The sequence below is a fragment of the Geodermatophilus sp. SYSU D00684 genome (genome assembly GCF_054050455.1).
Genome location: NZ_JBJGZI010000011.1, coordinates 41,097 through 54,366 on the forward strand (window position 1 = coordinate 41,097; position 13,270 = coordinate 54,366).

17 protein-coding genes are annotated in these 13,270 nt (G+C 76.4%); 3 read left to right on the forward strand and 14 right to left on the reverse strand.

The genetic code is table 11. The annotated features are described in order from the left end of the window. Window positions 1-175: 175 nt before the first annotated feature. Both ACI79L_RS09745 and ACI79L_RS09750 read right to left on the reverse strand, forming a co-directional pair. Complete coding sequence (locus ACI79L_RS09745; protein WP_456936597.1) at window positions 176-403, reverse strand: hypothetical protein; 228 nt, start codon at window positions 401-403, stop codon at window positions 176-178. A 140-nt stretch (window positions 404-543) separates the two neighbouring features. Next, entirely contained in the window at window positions 544-1,155 is a 612-nt protein-coding gene (locus ACI79L_RS09750) for a hypothetical protein (protein WP_456936598.1), read from the reverse strand. A gap of 335 nt (window positions 1,156-1,490) precedes the next feature. On the opposite strand from ACI79L_RS09750, the gene ACI79L_RS09755 reads away from it, so the two are divergent. Then, entirely contained in the window at window positions 1,491-1,895 is a 405-nt protein-coding gene (locus ACI79L_RS09755) for a GNAT family N-acetyltransferase (protein ID WP_456936599.1), read from the forward strand. A gap of 8 nt (window positions 1,896-1,903) precedes the next feature. Then, a complete protein-coding gene (locus tag ACI79L_RS09760) occupies window positions 1,904-2,404 on the forward strand; it encodes a VOC family protein (protein ID WP_456936600.1) in 501 nt (166 codons plus the stop codon). 12 nt (window positions 2,405-2,416) lie between these two features. On the opposite strand, the gene ACI79L_RS09765 is transcribed toward ACI79L_RS09760, so the two are convergent. The 9 genes from ACI79L_RS09765 to ACI79L_RS09805 all read right to left on the reverse strand — a co-directional run bounded on the left by ACI79L_RS09765 (window position 2,417) and on the right by ACI79L_RS09805 (window position 9,714). Continuing rightward, window positions 2,417-3,871, reverse strand: a complete 1,455-nt coding sequence (locus ACI79L_RS09765) for a protein kinase domain-containing protein (protein WP_456936601.1) — start codon at window positions 3,869-3,871, stop codon at window positions 2,417-2,419. Between the two features lie 73 nt (window positions 3,872-3,944). Beyond that, window positions 3,945-5,081 carry an FAD-dependent oxidoreductase gene (locus ACI79L_RS09770; protein WP_456936602.1) on the reverse strand — a complete coding sequence of 379 codons (1,137 nt, stop codon included), beginning with the start codon at window positions 5,079-5,081 and terminating at the stop codon, window positions 3,945-3,947. Continuing rightward, window positions 5,078-5,836, reverse strand: coding sequence for a hypothetical protein (locus ACI79L_RS09775; RefSeq protein ID WP_456936603.1), 759 nt, complete (start codon window positions 5,834-5,836; stop codon window positions 5,078-5,080). The genes ACI79L_RS09770 and ACI79L_RS09775 overlap by 4 nt, the downstream gene beginning before the upstream one ends. Window positions 5,837-5,844: 8 nt before the next feature. Further along, complete coding sequence (locus ACI79L_RS09780) at window positions 5,845-6,777, reverse strand: ABC transporter ATP-binding protein (RefSeq protein WP_456936604.1); 933 nt, start codon at window positions 6,775-6,777, stop codon at window positions 5,845-5,847. Continuing rightward, window positions 6,774-7,019, reverse strand: coding sequence for a helix-turn-helix domain-containing protein (locus ACI79L_RS09785; RefSeq protein WP_456927527.1), 246 nt, complete (start codon window positions 7,017-7,019; stop codon window positions 6,774-6,776). The genes ACI79L_RS09780 and ACI79L_RS09785 overlap by 4 nt, the downstream gene beginning before the upstream one ends. After that, on the reverse strand, window positions 7,019-7,513 hold the full coding sequence (locus ACI79L_RS09790; RefSeq protein WP_456936605.1) for a DUF2975 domain-containing protein: 495 nt from the start codon (window positions 7,511-7,513) through the stop codon (window positions 7,019-7,021). Before ACI79L_RS09790 ends, ACI79L_RS09785 begins: the two co-directional genes overlap by 1 nt. 173 nt (window positions 7,514-7,686) lie before the next feature. Further along, window positions 7,687-8,118 (reverse strand): heavy metal-responsive transcriptional regulator, encoded by a 432-nt coding sequence (locus ACI79L_RS09795; protein ID WP_456936606.1) that lies wholly within the window; start codon window positions 8,116-8,118, stop codon window positions 7,687-7,689. Between the two features lie 35 nt (window positions 8,119-8,153). Beyond that, a complete protein-coding gene (locus tag ACI79L_RS09800) occupies window positions 8,154-9,080 on the reverse strand; it encodes a 2-oxo acid dehydrogenase subunit E2 (RefSeq protein ID WP_456936607.1) in 927 nt (308 codons plus the stop codon). Window positions 9,081-9,138: 58 nt separating this feature from the next. Continuing rightward, complete coding sequence (locus ACI79L_RS09805) at window positions 9,139-9,714, reverse strand: flavodoxin family protein (RefSeq protein WP_456936608.1); 576 nt, start codon at window positions 9,712-9,714, stop codon at window positions 9,139-9,141. A gap of 141 nt (window positions 9,715-9,855) precedes the next feature. Here ACI79L_RS09805 and ACI79L_RS09810 point away from each other — a divergent pair, with 141 nt between their 5' ends. After that, window positions 9,856-10,950 carry a DUF2332 domain-containing protein gene (locus ACI79L_RS09810; RefSeq protein WP_456936609.1) on the forward strand — a complete coding sequence of 365 codons (1,095 nt, stop codon included), beginning with the start codon at window positions 9,856-9,858 and terminating at the stop codon, window positions 10,948-10,950. Window positions 10,951-10,960: 10 nt separating this feature from the next. Here ACI79L_RS09810 and ACI79L_RS09815 read toward each other — a convergent pair whose 3' ends face one another. From ACI79L_RS09815 to ACI79L_RS09825, 3 genes are all read right to left on the reverse strand, one after another. Continuing rightward, window positions 10,961-11,143: a hypothetical protein gene (locus tag ACI79L_RS09815; protein WP_456936610.1), complete on the reverse strand. Its 183-nt coding sequence runs from the start codon at window positions 11,141-11,143 to the stop codon at window positions 10,961-10,963. Between the two features lie 614 nt (window positions 11,144-11,757). Further along, on the reverse strand, window positions 11,758-12,381 hold the full coding sequence (locus ACI79L_RS09820) for a class F sortase (RefSeq protein ID WP_456936611.1): 624 nt from the start codon (window positions 12,379-12,381) through the stop codon (window positions 11,758-11,760). A gap of 250 nt (window positions 12,382-12,631) precedes the next feature. Continuing rightward, complete coding sequence (locus tag ACI79L_RS09825; protein ID WP_456936612.1) at window positions 12,632-13,093, reverse strand: hypothetical protein; 462 nt, start codon at window positions 13,091-13,093, stop codon at window positions 12,632-12,634. Window positions 13,094-13,270: the final 177 nt, after the last annotated feature.

Genomic DNA, 13,270 nt, shown 5'->3' on the forward strand with positions numbered 1-13,270 from the left:
GAGCCCCTGCTGGACACGGCTCCCCGGCGGCGTCACGTGATCGTTGTGTGCGCCCACCCGCGGGGGTGGTGACCGTGTGCAACCGACGACGTCTTGTCGACTCGCGGTGGGTCCCCCCGCGTGGACGGCGCCGGCGGCCGGTCGGTGACCCCGGACGACGGCGTGTCGGCGCGGGTCAGCCCCGGGTGGTCGTCCTGTACGGCGCGCCGCTGCCGTCGTGGGTGGTCCACTCGCCGGTCGGGCGGCCCCGGTCGAACCACCCGGAGCGCAGCGCCGTCCCGTCGAGGCGGGACCACTCCCAGTAGCCGTCGGGCTGCCCGCCGACGACGTGCCCGCGGGCGCGCAGGGACCCGTCGCGGTGCCGCTCCTCGTGCGGTCCCTCGGTGGACCCGGTCTGGGGCACGTCCGCCTCCGTCCTCGGGGTCCCGGGTCGCCCGGAGCCTGCCACGGGGGTCCGACGGGCGGCGGGACCCGGGAACGACACCGGGACGCCGTCGGTGTCGACGGCGTCCCGGGAGGGCGTGCTGTGTGTCGCGTGCGGGGCTACTCGGGGTGGCGGACGACGTGCCCGCCGGCCTCCTCGCCGAGCGGCGTGACGTCGAGGCCGCGCAGCCACAGCACGTCGGCGAGCGCGCGGTTCATGACGGCCTGCACCGAGATGTCGGCGACCAGCCCGTGCACCTGCTCGACGCTCATCCGGTCGTGCTGCCGCCAGCCGACGACGACGCCGTCGAGGGCCGGCTCGGCGCTGACGCAGGCCCCGCCGAGCGCGGCGCCGTCACCGGCGGCGTCCCACAGCGGCAGGCCGGCCTCGGTGAGCGCGGCGGTGACCTCGACGATGAGGGTGGCCAGCGGGTCCTCGTCGGACAGCTCGGCGTCCCAGTCCGCGGGCAGCCGGTCGAGCTGGTCGCCGAGGTGGCCCAGCCAGGCCAGCTCCTGCGGGGAGGGCCGGCGGTGCAGGCCGCCGTCGGGTCGCAGGACGCCGTAGACCGGCCGGGCGTCGCCGGCGTGCATGGAGGCGGCCCAGGCCGCCTCCGAGCGGTCGGGGAAGGGACCGTCGACGAGGCGGTCGCGTCCCTGCCCGTCGTCGACGACGAGCCACCAGCCCAGGCGTGCCTGGCCGTCGACCCTGATCTCACTGCTGCGGAGTGCCACTGGTTCCACCGTTCATCCCGTCCATGGGACCGCCGCGGGGGAAGCGCGACGGCGCCCGCGCCCGCCGGGTGAGGGCGGAGCGGGTGGCAGAAACGTAGGGGCGCGGGGCCCGCCGCGGCGCCCCGCGGAACGCGCACGTGACACGGCGTAAGCGGATCGTTGCGAAGGCTCCCGACACGGACGGTGACCGGCTCCTCCAACCGCCCACATGTCGACCGTTCCGCGCTCGCGCGGGCGTGGGGATGTGCCGAAACCGCACGACGACGCCGTTTCGGCTCAACCCCGCGGCGCGTCCCGGCGGCGGCGCAGGCGCATCGGGACCGCGCCCGGCCCGGATGCGCGATCATCCCCGGGACGAACGGAGGAGACCCGTGACCGACAGGCCCGTGACCGACAGTGCACCGGTGGTCGTCGACGACACGGCGGCCAGCCGCTTCGAGGTCCTCGTGGACGGCGCGGTGGCCGGCTACGCGGAGTACCGACGGACGGCGTCGGCGCTGTCGTTCACCCACACCGTCGTCGAGCCCGTCTTCGAGGGCCGGGGGCTGGGCTCCGTGCTCGCCCGCGGCGCCCTCGACGCCGCCCGGGAGGCGGGTGCGCGGGTCCTGCCGTTCTGCCCGTTCATCCGGGGATACATCCGGCGGCACCCGGACTACCTGGACCTCGTCCCCGCCGACCGGCGGGCACAGTTCGGGCTGGCGCCGGCCGCCGACCACCCGACCCCCGACGACCCGAGGTGAGACCCGAGATGACCGAGACCCGCGACCTGACGGCCCTGGAGGCCGAGCGCGCCCGCATCCGCGCCGCGCACCTGAGGCCGGCCGGGGAGCGCCCGCCCTCGACCGCCCGCGGCCTGCACCACACCGCGCTGATCAGCAGCGACGTCGAGCGGACCGTGCGCTTCTACCAGGACGTCCTGGGCTTCCCGCTGACCGAGCTGGTCGAGAACCGCGACTACCCCGGCTCCTCGCACTTCTTCTTCGACATCGGCAACGGCAACCTGCTCGCGTTCTTCGACTTCCCCGGCCTCGACGTCGGCCCCTACGCCGAGGTGCTCGGCGGGCTGCACCACATGGCCATCAGCGTCGAGCCCGAGCGCTGGCACGAGCTGGTGCGGCGGCTCAGCGACGCCGGGGTGCCGCACGAGGTGCACAGCGGCGTCTCGGTCTACTTCCGCGACCCCGACGGCGCCCGCATCGAGCTCATCGCCGACCCGCTCGGGGAGATGTACGGCCTGTCCGTGCTCTGAGGCCCGGGGCGGTCAGTCGTCGCCGCCGTTGCCGTTCCCGCGGCCGTTGCCGTTGCCGTTGCCGTTCCCGGGGCCTTCGTCGTCCCCGCCCTCGTCCTCGCCGCCGCCCTCCCCGCTGTCGCCGCCGCCCTCGTCCTGCGCCGGGGGCGGGGTGGCGTAGGTGACGGTGACCGTCGACCCCACGACGACCGGGCCTGCGGGGTCGACGGCGACCACCTGCCCCTCCGGGACGTCGCCGGTGACGACCGTGCCCGGCTGCACCTGGAGCCCGAGCCCGGCCAGCTCGGCCTGGACGTCGGGGAGGGGGCGCCCGACGAGGGCCGCGGCGACGACGTCGACGGTGGGCGGCGGAGCGGGCTCGGTGGTGGTCGGCGCGGAGGACGACGGCGCGGACGACGACGGCGGGGTCGAGGACGGCGCCGCGGAGGACGACGGGTCCCCGCGGGTGCCGAGGACGACCGCCACCCCGGCGAGGGCGAGGACGAGCAGCGCGAGGGCGCCGGCGAGCAGCCGGCGGCGCCGCGGCGCCTCCTCGGGGACGTCGACGGGCGCCGAGGCGTCGGCCGGGAGGACGGTCGTCTGCTGCGCGGCCGCGACGGGGAGGACGAGGGTGGCCGACGACGCGCTCGGTGCCGGCCGGCCGGCCAGCACCGCGTCGGCGGCGTCGCGCAGGGCGGCGCCGTCGGGGAAGCGGGCGGCCGGGTCCTTGGCCATCGCCCGCGCGACCAGCGCGCGGACGTCCGGCGGCACGTCGGCCGGCAGCGGCGGCGGCTGCTGCTGCACGTGCATGAGGAGCACCTGCACCGGGCTCTCGGCGTCGAAGGGCACCCGCCCCGTGAGGCACTGGTGGGCGACGACGCCGAGGCCGTAGACGTCGCTGGCGGGCGAGGCCTTCGCGCCCTGCACCTGCTCCGGGGAGATGTACTGGGCGGTGCCCATCACCTGCCCGGTCTGGGTCATGGGCACCGACGACGCCGAGAAGGCGATCCCGAAGTCGGTGATCTTCACCCCGCCGTCCGGCCTGACGAGCAGGTTGCCCGGCTTGACGTCCCGGTGGATCACGCCGGCGGCGTGCGCCGTCGCCAGCCCCGCGGCGGCCTGCCGCACGATCCGCAGCGTCTCCGTCGCGTCCAGCCCGCCGGTGCGCGCGATGACCGCTGACAGCGGCTCCCCGGCCACCAGCTCCATGACCAGGTAGGCCAGCGGCTCGCCGTCCGGGCTGACCGTCTCGCCGTAGTCGTGCACCGCGGCGATGTGCGGGTCGGTCAGCAGCGCCGCGTGCCGCGCCTCCGCGCGGAAGCGCTGCAGGAAGGACGGGTCGCCGGTGTACTCGCTGCGCAGGACCTTCACCGCGACCGGCCGGTCGAGCAGCGTGTCGTGCCCCCGCCAGACCCGTCCCATCCCGCCGCTGGCGAGCACGGAGTCCAGCCGGTAGCGGCCGCCCAGCAGGTCGCCCGTCGGGCGCATCGGTCCTCTCCCCCTCGTCGTCCGGTGGCCGGTCCCCCCGGCCGCCGGGCGCCCGCTGCGGGGACGACCGGCCTCAGGAGACGGTACGTCGCGCGGGGTCGGGGAACGAGCGGTCCCCGAAGAGCACGCGGCGTGCCGCGGCGCGCCCGGGTGCCGTGCGCAGCACCCCGAAGGCGGCCGCCGCCGTCGCCGGGGTGCGCACCGCGGCCAGCCCCCGGCGCAGCAGCAGCCGGCCGCGGAACGCGGCGCGCAGCGCGGCGCCGTCGTAGTGCCCCAGGGCGTCGGCCCGGCCGGTCCGCAGCGCGTCGTCGAGGACGCCGGCGGCGTGCCGGGACAGCCGCAGGCACGGGTCGAGACCGCCGGCGGTGAGCGGGGAGACCGCGCCCGCGGCGTCCCCCACGAGCAGCCCGTCCGCGCAGCCGATCCGGCGCAGCAGCCCGCCGACGGGGATCGGGCCGCCGCGCCGCTCCACCTCGCCCGGCCGGCCCGCGGACAGGCCCGGCGCCGCCGTGGCGAACCGCCGCAGCGCCGCGCGCATGCCGTCCGGGAAGCGGGCGGCGTACCCGGCGACGCCGACGTGGGCGTGCCGGCCGTCGTCGACCACCCAGGCCAGGTAGCCGGGGGCCAGGGAGGGGTCGAGCACGCAGTGGAACGTCGGCGGTCTCCCGCCGTCCGTGACCGGGAACACCTCCTCGGCGCCGACCAGCAGGTGCGTGTTGCGGTCCAGGCCGAGGTCGCGGGCGACGGCGGACCGGGCGCCGTCCGCGCCGACGACGAACCGCGCCCGCACGCGCGCGACCCCGTCCGGGCCGGCCAGCAGGGACACGCCGTCCGTGCGCCCGGCGTAGCGGGTGCCGAGGGCGAGCCGGACGCCGGCGTCGGCCGCCTCGCGGGCGGCGGCCAGGTAGAGCGCGCCCATGTCGCCCACGCGGTACTCGTCGCGGTCGCTGTCCAGGACCACCGGTCGGCGCCGGTCGGGCGGGTACAGGACCACGCGCCGGATCGGCGGGCCGAGGCAGTCCGGTGGCAGCGGGAAGTCGTCGAGCGTCTTGCGGACGAAGATGCCCGTGGTACGGATCGCGCCGTCCAGGCGCCGCCGCCGGTCGGCCAGCAGCACGTCGTGGCCGCGGCGGGCGAGCAGCGTGGCGGTGTGCAGGCCGGCCAGTCCGGCGCCGACGACGAGCACGTCGGCGGTGTCGGGGCCGCTCACCGGTCGGCGTCGGTGCGGACGAGGCGCAGGAGGCCGAGCAGCAGCGCACCGGCGGCCCAGGCGAGCAGCACGGCGACCGACGACGCCCGCGTCATCCCCGGCACGTCCCCGCCGAGCAGGAGGAACGCCGCCCCGGACCCGGGCAGCACCTCGGCGACCGCCGCCGACCAGCCGGCGCCGACCGCCGGGAGCAGCAGCGGCAGCACGAGGAGCAGGAGGAAGGCGGCGACGAGGGCGCCCGCCGTGCTGCGCAGCAGGAAGCCGAGCCCGGCGGCGAGGGCGGTGCCGGCCGCGAGCACGAGGGCGACGTCGGCGAGCACGCCCGGGCCGTCGTCCCAGGACAGGGTGATCTCCGGGTGCGGCGCGGCGAAGGCGGCCATCGCGCTGACCAGCGCGATCGCCACCCCGAGGACGGTGGCGGCGGCGACCGGCACCAGCGTGCGCGCCGCCATGAGGACCCCGCGGCGCGGCGTCCACTGCAGCGTCGGGACGATCCCGCCGGTGGCGTGGTCGGACGTGACCGCCAGCAGCACCAGCGTGAGCAGCGCGAACTGGGCGGGCAGCACCGGCACGGCCGCCGCTGCCCAGGCGCCGCTCGCCGACGGCGGGTCCGCGGCCGCCTCCGAGCCGGCGACGGCGGCGATGCCGGCCATCGTCCCGGCGGCGGCGGCCAGGCACCACCAGGTGGCGCGGACCGTCCACAGCCGGGTCCACTCGGCGGCGGCGGTGCGGACGAGCAGGCGCCCGGTCGTCACCCGCCCGGTCACCGTGCCCCCTCCGGCGTCGCCGCGACCGGCCGGCCGGCGTGCTCGACCGCCTCGCCGGTCAGCGCGAGGTAGGCCTCCTCCAGCGAGGCGGCCGTCTCGGACAGGTGGTGCAGCGGGACGCCGGAGGCCGCGGCGAGGTCGCCCACCTGCGCGGCGGTGCCGCCCTCGACCTGCAGCTCCGCTCCCCCGGCCGGCTCGACGGAGAGCCCGTGCCGCCGGAGCAGCGCCGTCAGCGCCTCCGGCTGCGGGCTGCGGACGCGGACCCGGGGCCGGCCGAGCCCGCGCAGGAGCTCGTCGGTGGTGACGTCGGCGACGAGGCGGCCGCGGCCGATGACGACCAGCCGGTCGGCCATCGCCTGCACCTCGCCGAGCAGGTGGCTGGAGACCAGCACGGTGCGGCCCTCGTCGGCGAGCGCGCGCAGCAGCCCGCGGATCCAGCGGACGCCGTCGAGGTCCAGCCCGTTGACCGGCTCGTCGAACAGCAGCACGCAGGGGTCGCCGAGCAGCGCGGCCGCGATGCCCAGCCGCTGGCGCATGCCGAGGGAGTACGCGCGGACGCGGCGGCGCGCGGCGCGCTCCAGCCCGACCTGCCCGAGCACCTCGTCGACGCGGCGCGCCGGGATGCCGTTGGTCCGGGCGGCCACGCGGAGGTGGTCGCGCCCGGTGCGGCCGGGGTGGACGGCGCCGGGGTCGAGCAGCGCGCCGACCTCGCGCAGCGGCTCGGCCAGCTCCGCGAACCGCCGGCCGCCGACCAGCGCCGTCCCCGCGGTGGGGCGGTCCAGGCCGAGGACCATCCGCATCGTCGTCGACTTGCCCGCCCCGTTGGGGCCGAGGAAGCCGGTCACCGTGCCGGGCGCGACGTCGAAGCTCAGGCCGTCGACGGCGAGGACGTCGCCGTAGCGCTTGGTCAGGCCGCGGACCTCGATCACCGGGACGCCTCGTGCGCCGGCTGCGACGCCTCCTGCCCGTCGGGCACCCACTCGAGGATGTCGCCGGGCTGGCAGTCGAGCACCCGGCACATCGCCTCGAGGGTGCTGAAGCGGACCGCCTTGGCCCGGCCGTTCTTGAGCACCGCGACGTTCGCCGGGGTGAGCCCCACCCGCTCGGCGAACTCGCCCACGCTCATCTTCCGCCGGGCCAGCTCGACGTCCAGACGCACGACGATGGGCATCAGATGACCGCTTCCATGTCGCTGCGCAGCACGGTGGCCTGCCGCAGCAGCGCCCGCATGACCACCATGAGCAGCCCGACCACGGCGCCGACCAGCAGCAGCACGATCAACAGCGCGGGGAGCACGGGGTCGTCGCTGACCTCGTCGACGACGAAGTAGTACGCGCAGACGAAGGCGCCGAGCAGCATCAGCCACCCGGCGGCCATCGCGCCGACGATCGCGTCCACCCACGGCTGCGAGCTCGCGCTGAAGATGCGGTCGGCCGTGACCAGCGTCAGCAGTTGCCAGGTGCAGACGATGACGACCTGGACGCACACGAGCGCGAGCACCAGGACCGTCCACATGACCCAGCCCATCGCCGTCTGCTCCCGCGACGGGTCGGCGACGTCGGGCACCAGCTCCGGCACGGCCCAGACCTGGGCGGCGGCGAGCGCGGCGAACACGACGACCAGCAGGACCCGCAGGGGCACGACCACCCGGTGCACACGTGACATGCATCGACTCTTGCGCATCATCCATCGACTGTCGATAGACAGTTGTCGACGAACGAGAGATCGCCTCGCTGTGGAGAGCGCACCGGTCCCGGGCCCGGCGGCCCTCGCGTCAGGCGCGCGGCGTCAGCAGCAGTCGCACGTCTCGTCGCAGCAGTCGTCCTCGATCGGGTCGCTCACGGTTCGTCACCTCCCCTCGCGGGCGGGCACCAGGTGCCGGGGCTGGGAGGCGGGCACTGCGCGGAGGGCAGGGCGTCGGCCATCGCCTGCATCTCCGCGCGGAGGGCCACGAGGCGGGCGATCTCGGCGTCGACCTCGTCCAGGCGCCGGCGCAGCAACTGCTCGGCCGGCTCGCAGGGACACGTCCCGGTGTCGCGCACGGCCAGCAGGTCGCGGATGTCGGACAGCCGCAGGCCCAGGCGCTGGGCGCCGCGGATGAAGTGCAGCCGGTCGACGGCGCCGGCGTCGTAGCTGCGGTAGCCCGCCGCGGTCCGCTCCGGCTCGGGCAGCAGGCCGACGCGCTCGTAGTAGCGGACGGTGTCCGTCGGGACCCCCGCCGCGGACGCCAGTTCGGCGACGCGGAGCCCGCGGACGGCTGTCGCTGTCATGCGGCCGACGCTAGGCCTGTGACCCGGGTCCAGGGTCAAGCCCGACGCGCGGCGGGACCGTCCTCGGCCGGCGCCGGCGCGGCGACCTCGCCGGCGGGCGACGGGGGCTGCGCGGCCGCCTGTCGGTCCGTGTCCGCAGCGGGAGGCGGACTCGTCGGCGCGCCGGGCAGGCCCGCGCCGCTCTCGACGTGGTCGACCAGCCGCTCGACGAAGCGTGCGGCGGGGGCGCCGTCCACGACGTCGTGGTCGAAGGCGACCGTGAGGCTCAGGACCTCCCGCGCCTCGATCCGGTCCCCCACGACCACCGGCTTGCGGGCGATGCCGCCCACGAGCAGGTCGAGGGTGTGGCCGTTCGGCGCCAGCGCCCAGCCGCTGTGCCGGCCGAACATGCCGACGGCCGAGAGGCCCACGGTCCCGCCCGTGCCGGCCAGCCGTTCCGGGTCGCGTCGCGCGGCGAACCGCAGCAGAGCGCCCACCGGCCTGGCGAGCGGGCCCGGGAGCAGCATCAGCCGGTGCAGCAGCGGGGGCATCCCCTTCGTGCCGGAGGCCGGCCGGGCCTGCACGTCCCGGATCTCGCGGCTGATCTCCAGGAAGGGCCGGCGGTCGGTCCGCCGGACGAGGTGCCCGGTGGGGACGCGGACGTCGCCCACGGGGCGCTCGACCATGACCAGGACGTCGACGTCGTCGAGGACCACCAACCGGCGGCGGCCCTTGCGCAGGGCGTGGACCGTCCTGTCCTCACCCACGGCGCGCCCCACGCAGTAGGCCAGGTAGCCGGTGAAGGACACCTGCTCGCCCGACCGGAGCTCGTACTCCCGCAGCAGGGCGCGCGGCGTGGTGACGTCGACCTCGACCAGGCCGTAGACCCAGTGCCGCCACCAGATGAGGTCGATGAGGTTCGGCGTCTCGCGCCTGCTCGCCGGCAGGTCGAGGACCGTGGCGCCTCCGCGGCCCCGCTTCACGGGGCCCCCGTCCCCACGCCCGCGGCGGTCCGCCCCGGCCGGGTGGCTGCGCCGGCCACTAGCGGGACGGGGCGGTGGCCTGCGCGGCCCGACGGGTCAGGTCCGCGGCCCAGGCCCGGGCCCGCTCCCGCTCCCCGGGGCGCAACCGGCCGGCGTCGCCCTCGACGATCCACCCCTCGGGCTCGGCGACCAGCGCGTAGCCGTGCCGCTCGAGCCGGCGGGCGATGCCGTGCGCCGCGCCGCCGACGACGCGCCCCTGGGCCCCCCGGGTGTCGAAGGCCGCGGCCATCTGGCCCCCGCGCGCCCTGGGCAACCGGTGGAACCAGTCGCGCAGGCCCGGGCCCTCGATCTCGGGCTCCAGGCCGTGCCCCTGGTGCTCACCCTCGCCGCGGTCGGCCTTCTCCTCGATGGAGACCGCCATCCGGCGGGTCATCGACGAGGACATGCCCCGCATGTGCGTCGGACCGCCGACGACGAGCAGGTCCGGCGTGCCGATCCGCTCGGGTGTCGCCTCGCCGACGCGCAGGCACGCCACGCGAGCGTCCGGCCGCGCCTCGGCCACGCCCTCGGCGACGGCGTCGGCGATGTCGTGCGTCATCCCGAACACGCTCTCGTAGACCACCACCACGTCCATGGCCCCCACCTCCGGCCGTCGTCCCGGCTGCCGTCGCCGCCACCGTTGTCCCGGGCCCGCCGCCGGACCAGGGACCAAGGCCCGCGGTCACAGGGGCTCGGGTCGCAGGGGCAGGGCCGTCGTCCGGCTAGGGTCGCCGGGGTGCCGGAGCCGACGTCGGGAGGCGCCGCGCCCGGGAGCAGGTCCCGCGGCCCGGCAGCGGCGTCCCGGCGGTTCGGGGAGGCCGTCGCCGGGGACTCGCCGCTGTACGAGCGGGTCGCCGTCGCGCTGGGCGCATCCGACGCGGCGCTGCGCGCCGTCGGGGCCCTGCCGGCGCGCCGGCGGACCCCCGCCGTCGTCCTGGCCGCGCTGCACGACCTCGCCCTGGCCGGGCGCGCCCCGGCGCTCGCCGCGGCCTTCGCCGCCGGGGACGCCGACGCGGCCGCCGCCGCGGCGGTCGACACCCTGCTGCGGACGACCGACGCGGTCGCCGCCGTCGCCGCGCGCCGGCCGGTGCGCGCCGACGAGACCGGGCACGGCGCCGTGCTGTACCCGCTGGTCGCCGAGGCGGCGCACCGGGTGGGCGCGGCCGCGGTCGGGCTGGTCGGCGTGGACTGCGGGGCCGGGTTCGACCTGTTCCTCGACCGCATCGGCATCACCTACGGGGACGGGCGGACGCTGGGCGACTGGTCGTCGCCGGTGTGGACGGCGTGCCGGGTCGTGGGGGACCGGCCGGTCCCGGCGCGGGCGGTGCCCGGGGTCGTCGCCCGGATCGGCGTGGACCGCGACCCGGTGGACGTGACCGACCCCGACGACGCCCGCTGGCTGCGCGCCTGCCTGCCGCCGGACCGGACCGAGCGGAGGGCGCTGCTCGACGCGGAGATCGCGCTGGCGGCGACGGACCCTCCCCTGCTGCTGCGCGGCGACGCGGTCGAGGTGCTGCCCGACGCCGTCGCCCGGGTGCCCGCGGACGCGCTGCCGGTGGTCACGACGACGTGGGCGCTCTCGCGCCTCCCGCCCGAGGCCCGGCTGCGCTTCCTGCAGCGCCTCGGCGAGGCGGCGGCCGGCCGGCCGGTGGCGTGGGTGTCCGCGGAGGGGGTCGGCGTCGCGCCCGCCGTCCCGACGTTCGGCGACCGCCGCGCCTCCGGCCACAGCATCCTGGGGGTGGCCGTGCTCGACGGCTCGAGCCTGCACGCCGAGGCGGTCGGCCGGTGCTGGTCGCGGGGCCGCACCCTGGCCTGGCTGGCGGGCTCCTGACCCGGCGCGGTCAACCCGGTCGCCGGGCGGTGAGCGCCACCTGGGGGTGCCCGGACGCGTCCGCCGCCAGCCGCAGCTCGGACACCGGCTCCAGCCCCGCGTCGGCGAGCATCGCGGCGACCTGCTCGGGGAGCCACAGGTGCGTCGTCCAGGCCACCGGCACGCCGCAGCCACGGATGGGCGTGCAACTCACCCACACCCGTCGCCAGGTAGTTCTCGGCGATGCGGTCGTAGGAGGCCCGGACGACGTCGAGGGCCGCGGGCCGGGCGATGCTCCGTAGCACCCCGGGACCGCGGGGATCCCGGGTCGACGGCTCCTCACCGGGGCAGCACGGTGGGCCCCGTGGGGATCGAACCCACAACCCGCGGATTAAAAGTTCAGAGGCCCGTCGTTCCGGGTCGTTCGCCGCCGTACAAAACCGCAGCTCAAGGCACTTGACTGACGTCCGCGGACAATCGCGGACCGCCCTGTACGCCTACCACTGGCACACGAAATGGCACCGTTAACAGGTGGTCCCCGCCCGGCGCCGGAACACCGCCCGAGGTCCTCACTATGAGCGAAGGACGCTGCCACCGCCCCGCCCCGGGGATTTGACGACCAGGGCGGGGCGGGTTCGCGGGCGTCTCTACCGCGAGACCGTCTCCGTCAAACCCTCGAGGCACTCGCCGATCGCGTCATGCAGCGCACGCAGCCGGTCGATGTCGGGGTTGACGACCGCATCGCCACTATCGTCACGGCGATAAAGACGCCTGGAGCGACTCACAACTCCGCGCTGGTGTTCTGAGCCACCTTGGCGTACTGCCTAGTCAGCCGACCGCTGCGAGGCTGGCGAACACGATGATGTTGTCCTCGTAGTCCCCCGAGTCCTCGTTGAACGCTCCGCCGCACGTGATGAGGCGGAGGCCGGCGTGGTCGATGTCGCCGTAAACCTCCTCCGTCGGGAAGCCGTCCTTGGCGTGCCGCTCAACGCGGTCGACGCGGAAGGTCGCGACGGTGCCATCGGCGCGGTCGACGACGACGGTGTCCCCGGGGCGCAGCTCCCGTAGCCCGTAGAAGGCTCCCGGTTCGCCCTCCCAGTCCACATGGCCGGCGAGGACAGCGGGCCCGAGCTGGCCGGGGGTGGGGCTGCCGTCGTACCAGCCCACGGGATAGGCGCCCGGCGGAACCTCCATGGAGCCGTCCCGCTCCAGGCCGAGCTCCATGATCCGGGATGTGACTCCGAGGGCCGGTATCTGGACCCGAGTGGGAGTGCTGGCCGGCAGTTGCGGTGCGGTGACCGCCGAACTGGCCAGCTCGGCGGCTGGCACGGACGGGGTCGCGGTCTCGGGTGTCGGTGGGGCGACCACGGCGAGGGGCTCGTCGAGTCGGACGGGATCATTCGCGCCCTGGGGCAGGACGACGACCGCGGCGATTCCTGCGGCGGCCAGCACCGCCGATGTGCACCCCCAGACACGGGCGGCACGTGGCCGGGCGCTACGGACAGCCCGGCGACTGGGCTGTCCGTAGCGGGTGACTCGGGGCGGCCGGGCGAGCAGGACCTCAAGCTCGGCGTCGGTGCTCGACGCTCGCGCCGAAGGTAGTGGCGGGGGGTACGCCCCGACGATGCGCACCGCACCACCCGCCCCGGCCACGGTGTGGCCGGGGCGGGTGTCGGGTGCGCGGTGCCGCACGTCGCGAAGGTCAGACGGTCGCGCGGGAGCTGCGCCGCGCAGCGAACGCGGCGCCACCGGCCGCGGTCAGGGCGACGCCGCCCAGGACGTAGGGCAGTGCGCTGGCGTCGTTGGACGAGCTGCCGTCGCCGGCGGCCACGGCCCCCGCCGGACGGCTGGTCACCTGGCTCGTGGTACCGGGGGTCACCTGGCTCGTGGTGCCGAGGGCCATGGCGGCGGTGACGGTCCCCGGGTTGGCGACGTAGTCGTGCTCCTCGCAGGCCACGCCGGGAACGCCAGTGGAGCCGGTGCCGATGGGGCCATCCAGGCCGTTCGGGTCGCTCGTGTCGGCGTCGTAGACCGCCTGGGCGTCCGCCTGCGAGACGAAGTCCGGGCAGTTGTATCGGTCGGCGGCCTGGGCCGTGCCAGAGACGCCGAAGGACAGGGCGGCCGTCATGAGGATGCCGGCGGCGGCGGTGGTGCGGAGACGCATGTTCTCTCCCGGTGAGGGGTGCTGAGGTCCCCGTCACCCTCTCCCGCTGCGCTTCTCGACCCGGGCACCCGTCGCGGCGTGCTCAAACGGAACAGGTTCTCCTCCATTAGCAACCCTTGCCTGCGAAGTCACTTCTGCCACTGGAGTCCCTGCGCCGGACCGCAGCAGAGTCATGGC

Coding starts and splice junctions, on each gene's coding strand:
- ACI79L_RS09825 (WP_456936612.1), bottom strand. CDS start 13,093: ATGCGTCTCCGCACCACCGCCGCCGCCGGCATCCTCATGACGGCCGCC.
- ACI79L_RS09765 (WP_456936601.1), bottom strand. CDS start 3,871: ATGCGCCCGACGGGCGACCTGCTGGGCGGCCGCTACCGGCTGGACTCC.
- ACI79L_RS09755 (WP_456936599.1), top strand. CDS start 1,491: ATGCGCGATCATCCCCGGGACGAACGGAGGAGACCCGTGACCGACAGG.
- ACI79L_RS09795 (WP_456936606.1), bottom strand. CDS start 8,118: ATGACAGCGACAGCCGTCCGCGGGCTCCGCGTCGCCGAACTGGCGTCC.
- ACI79L_RS09785 (WP_456927527.1), bottom strand. CDS start 7,019: ATGCCCATCGTCGTGCGTCTGGACGTCGAGCTGGCCCGGCGGAAGATG.
- ACI79L_RS09760 (WP_456936600.1), top strand. CDS start 1,904: ATGACCGAGACCCGCGACCTGACGGCCCTGGAGGCCGAGCGCGCCCGC.
- ACI79L_RS09805 (WP_456936608.1), bottom strand. CDS start 9,714: ATGGACGTGGTGGTGGTCTACGAGAGCGTGTTCGGGATGACGCACGAC.
- ACI79L_RS09790 (WP_456936605.1), bottom strand. CDS start 7,513: ATGTCACGTGTGCACCGGGTGGTCGTGCCCCTGCGGGTCCTGCTGGTC.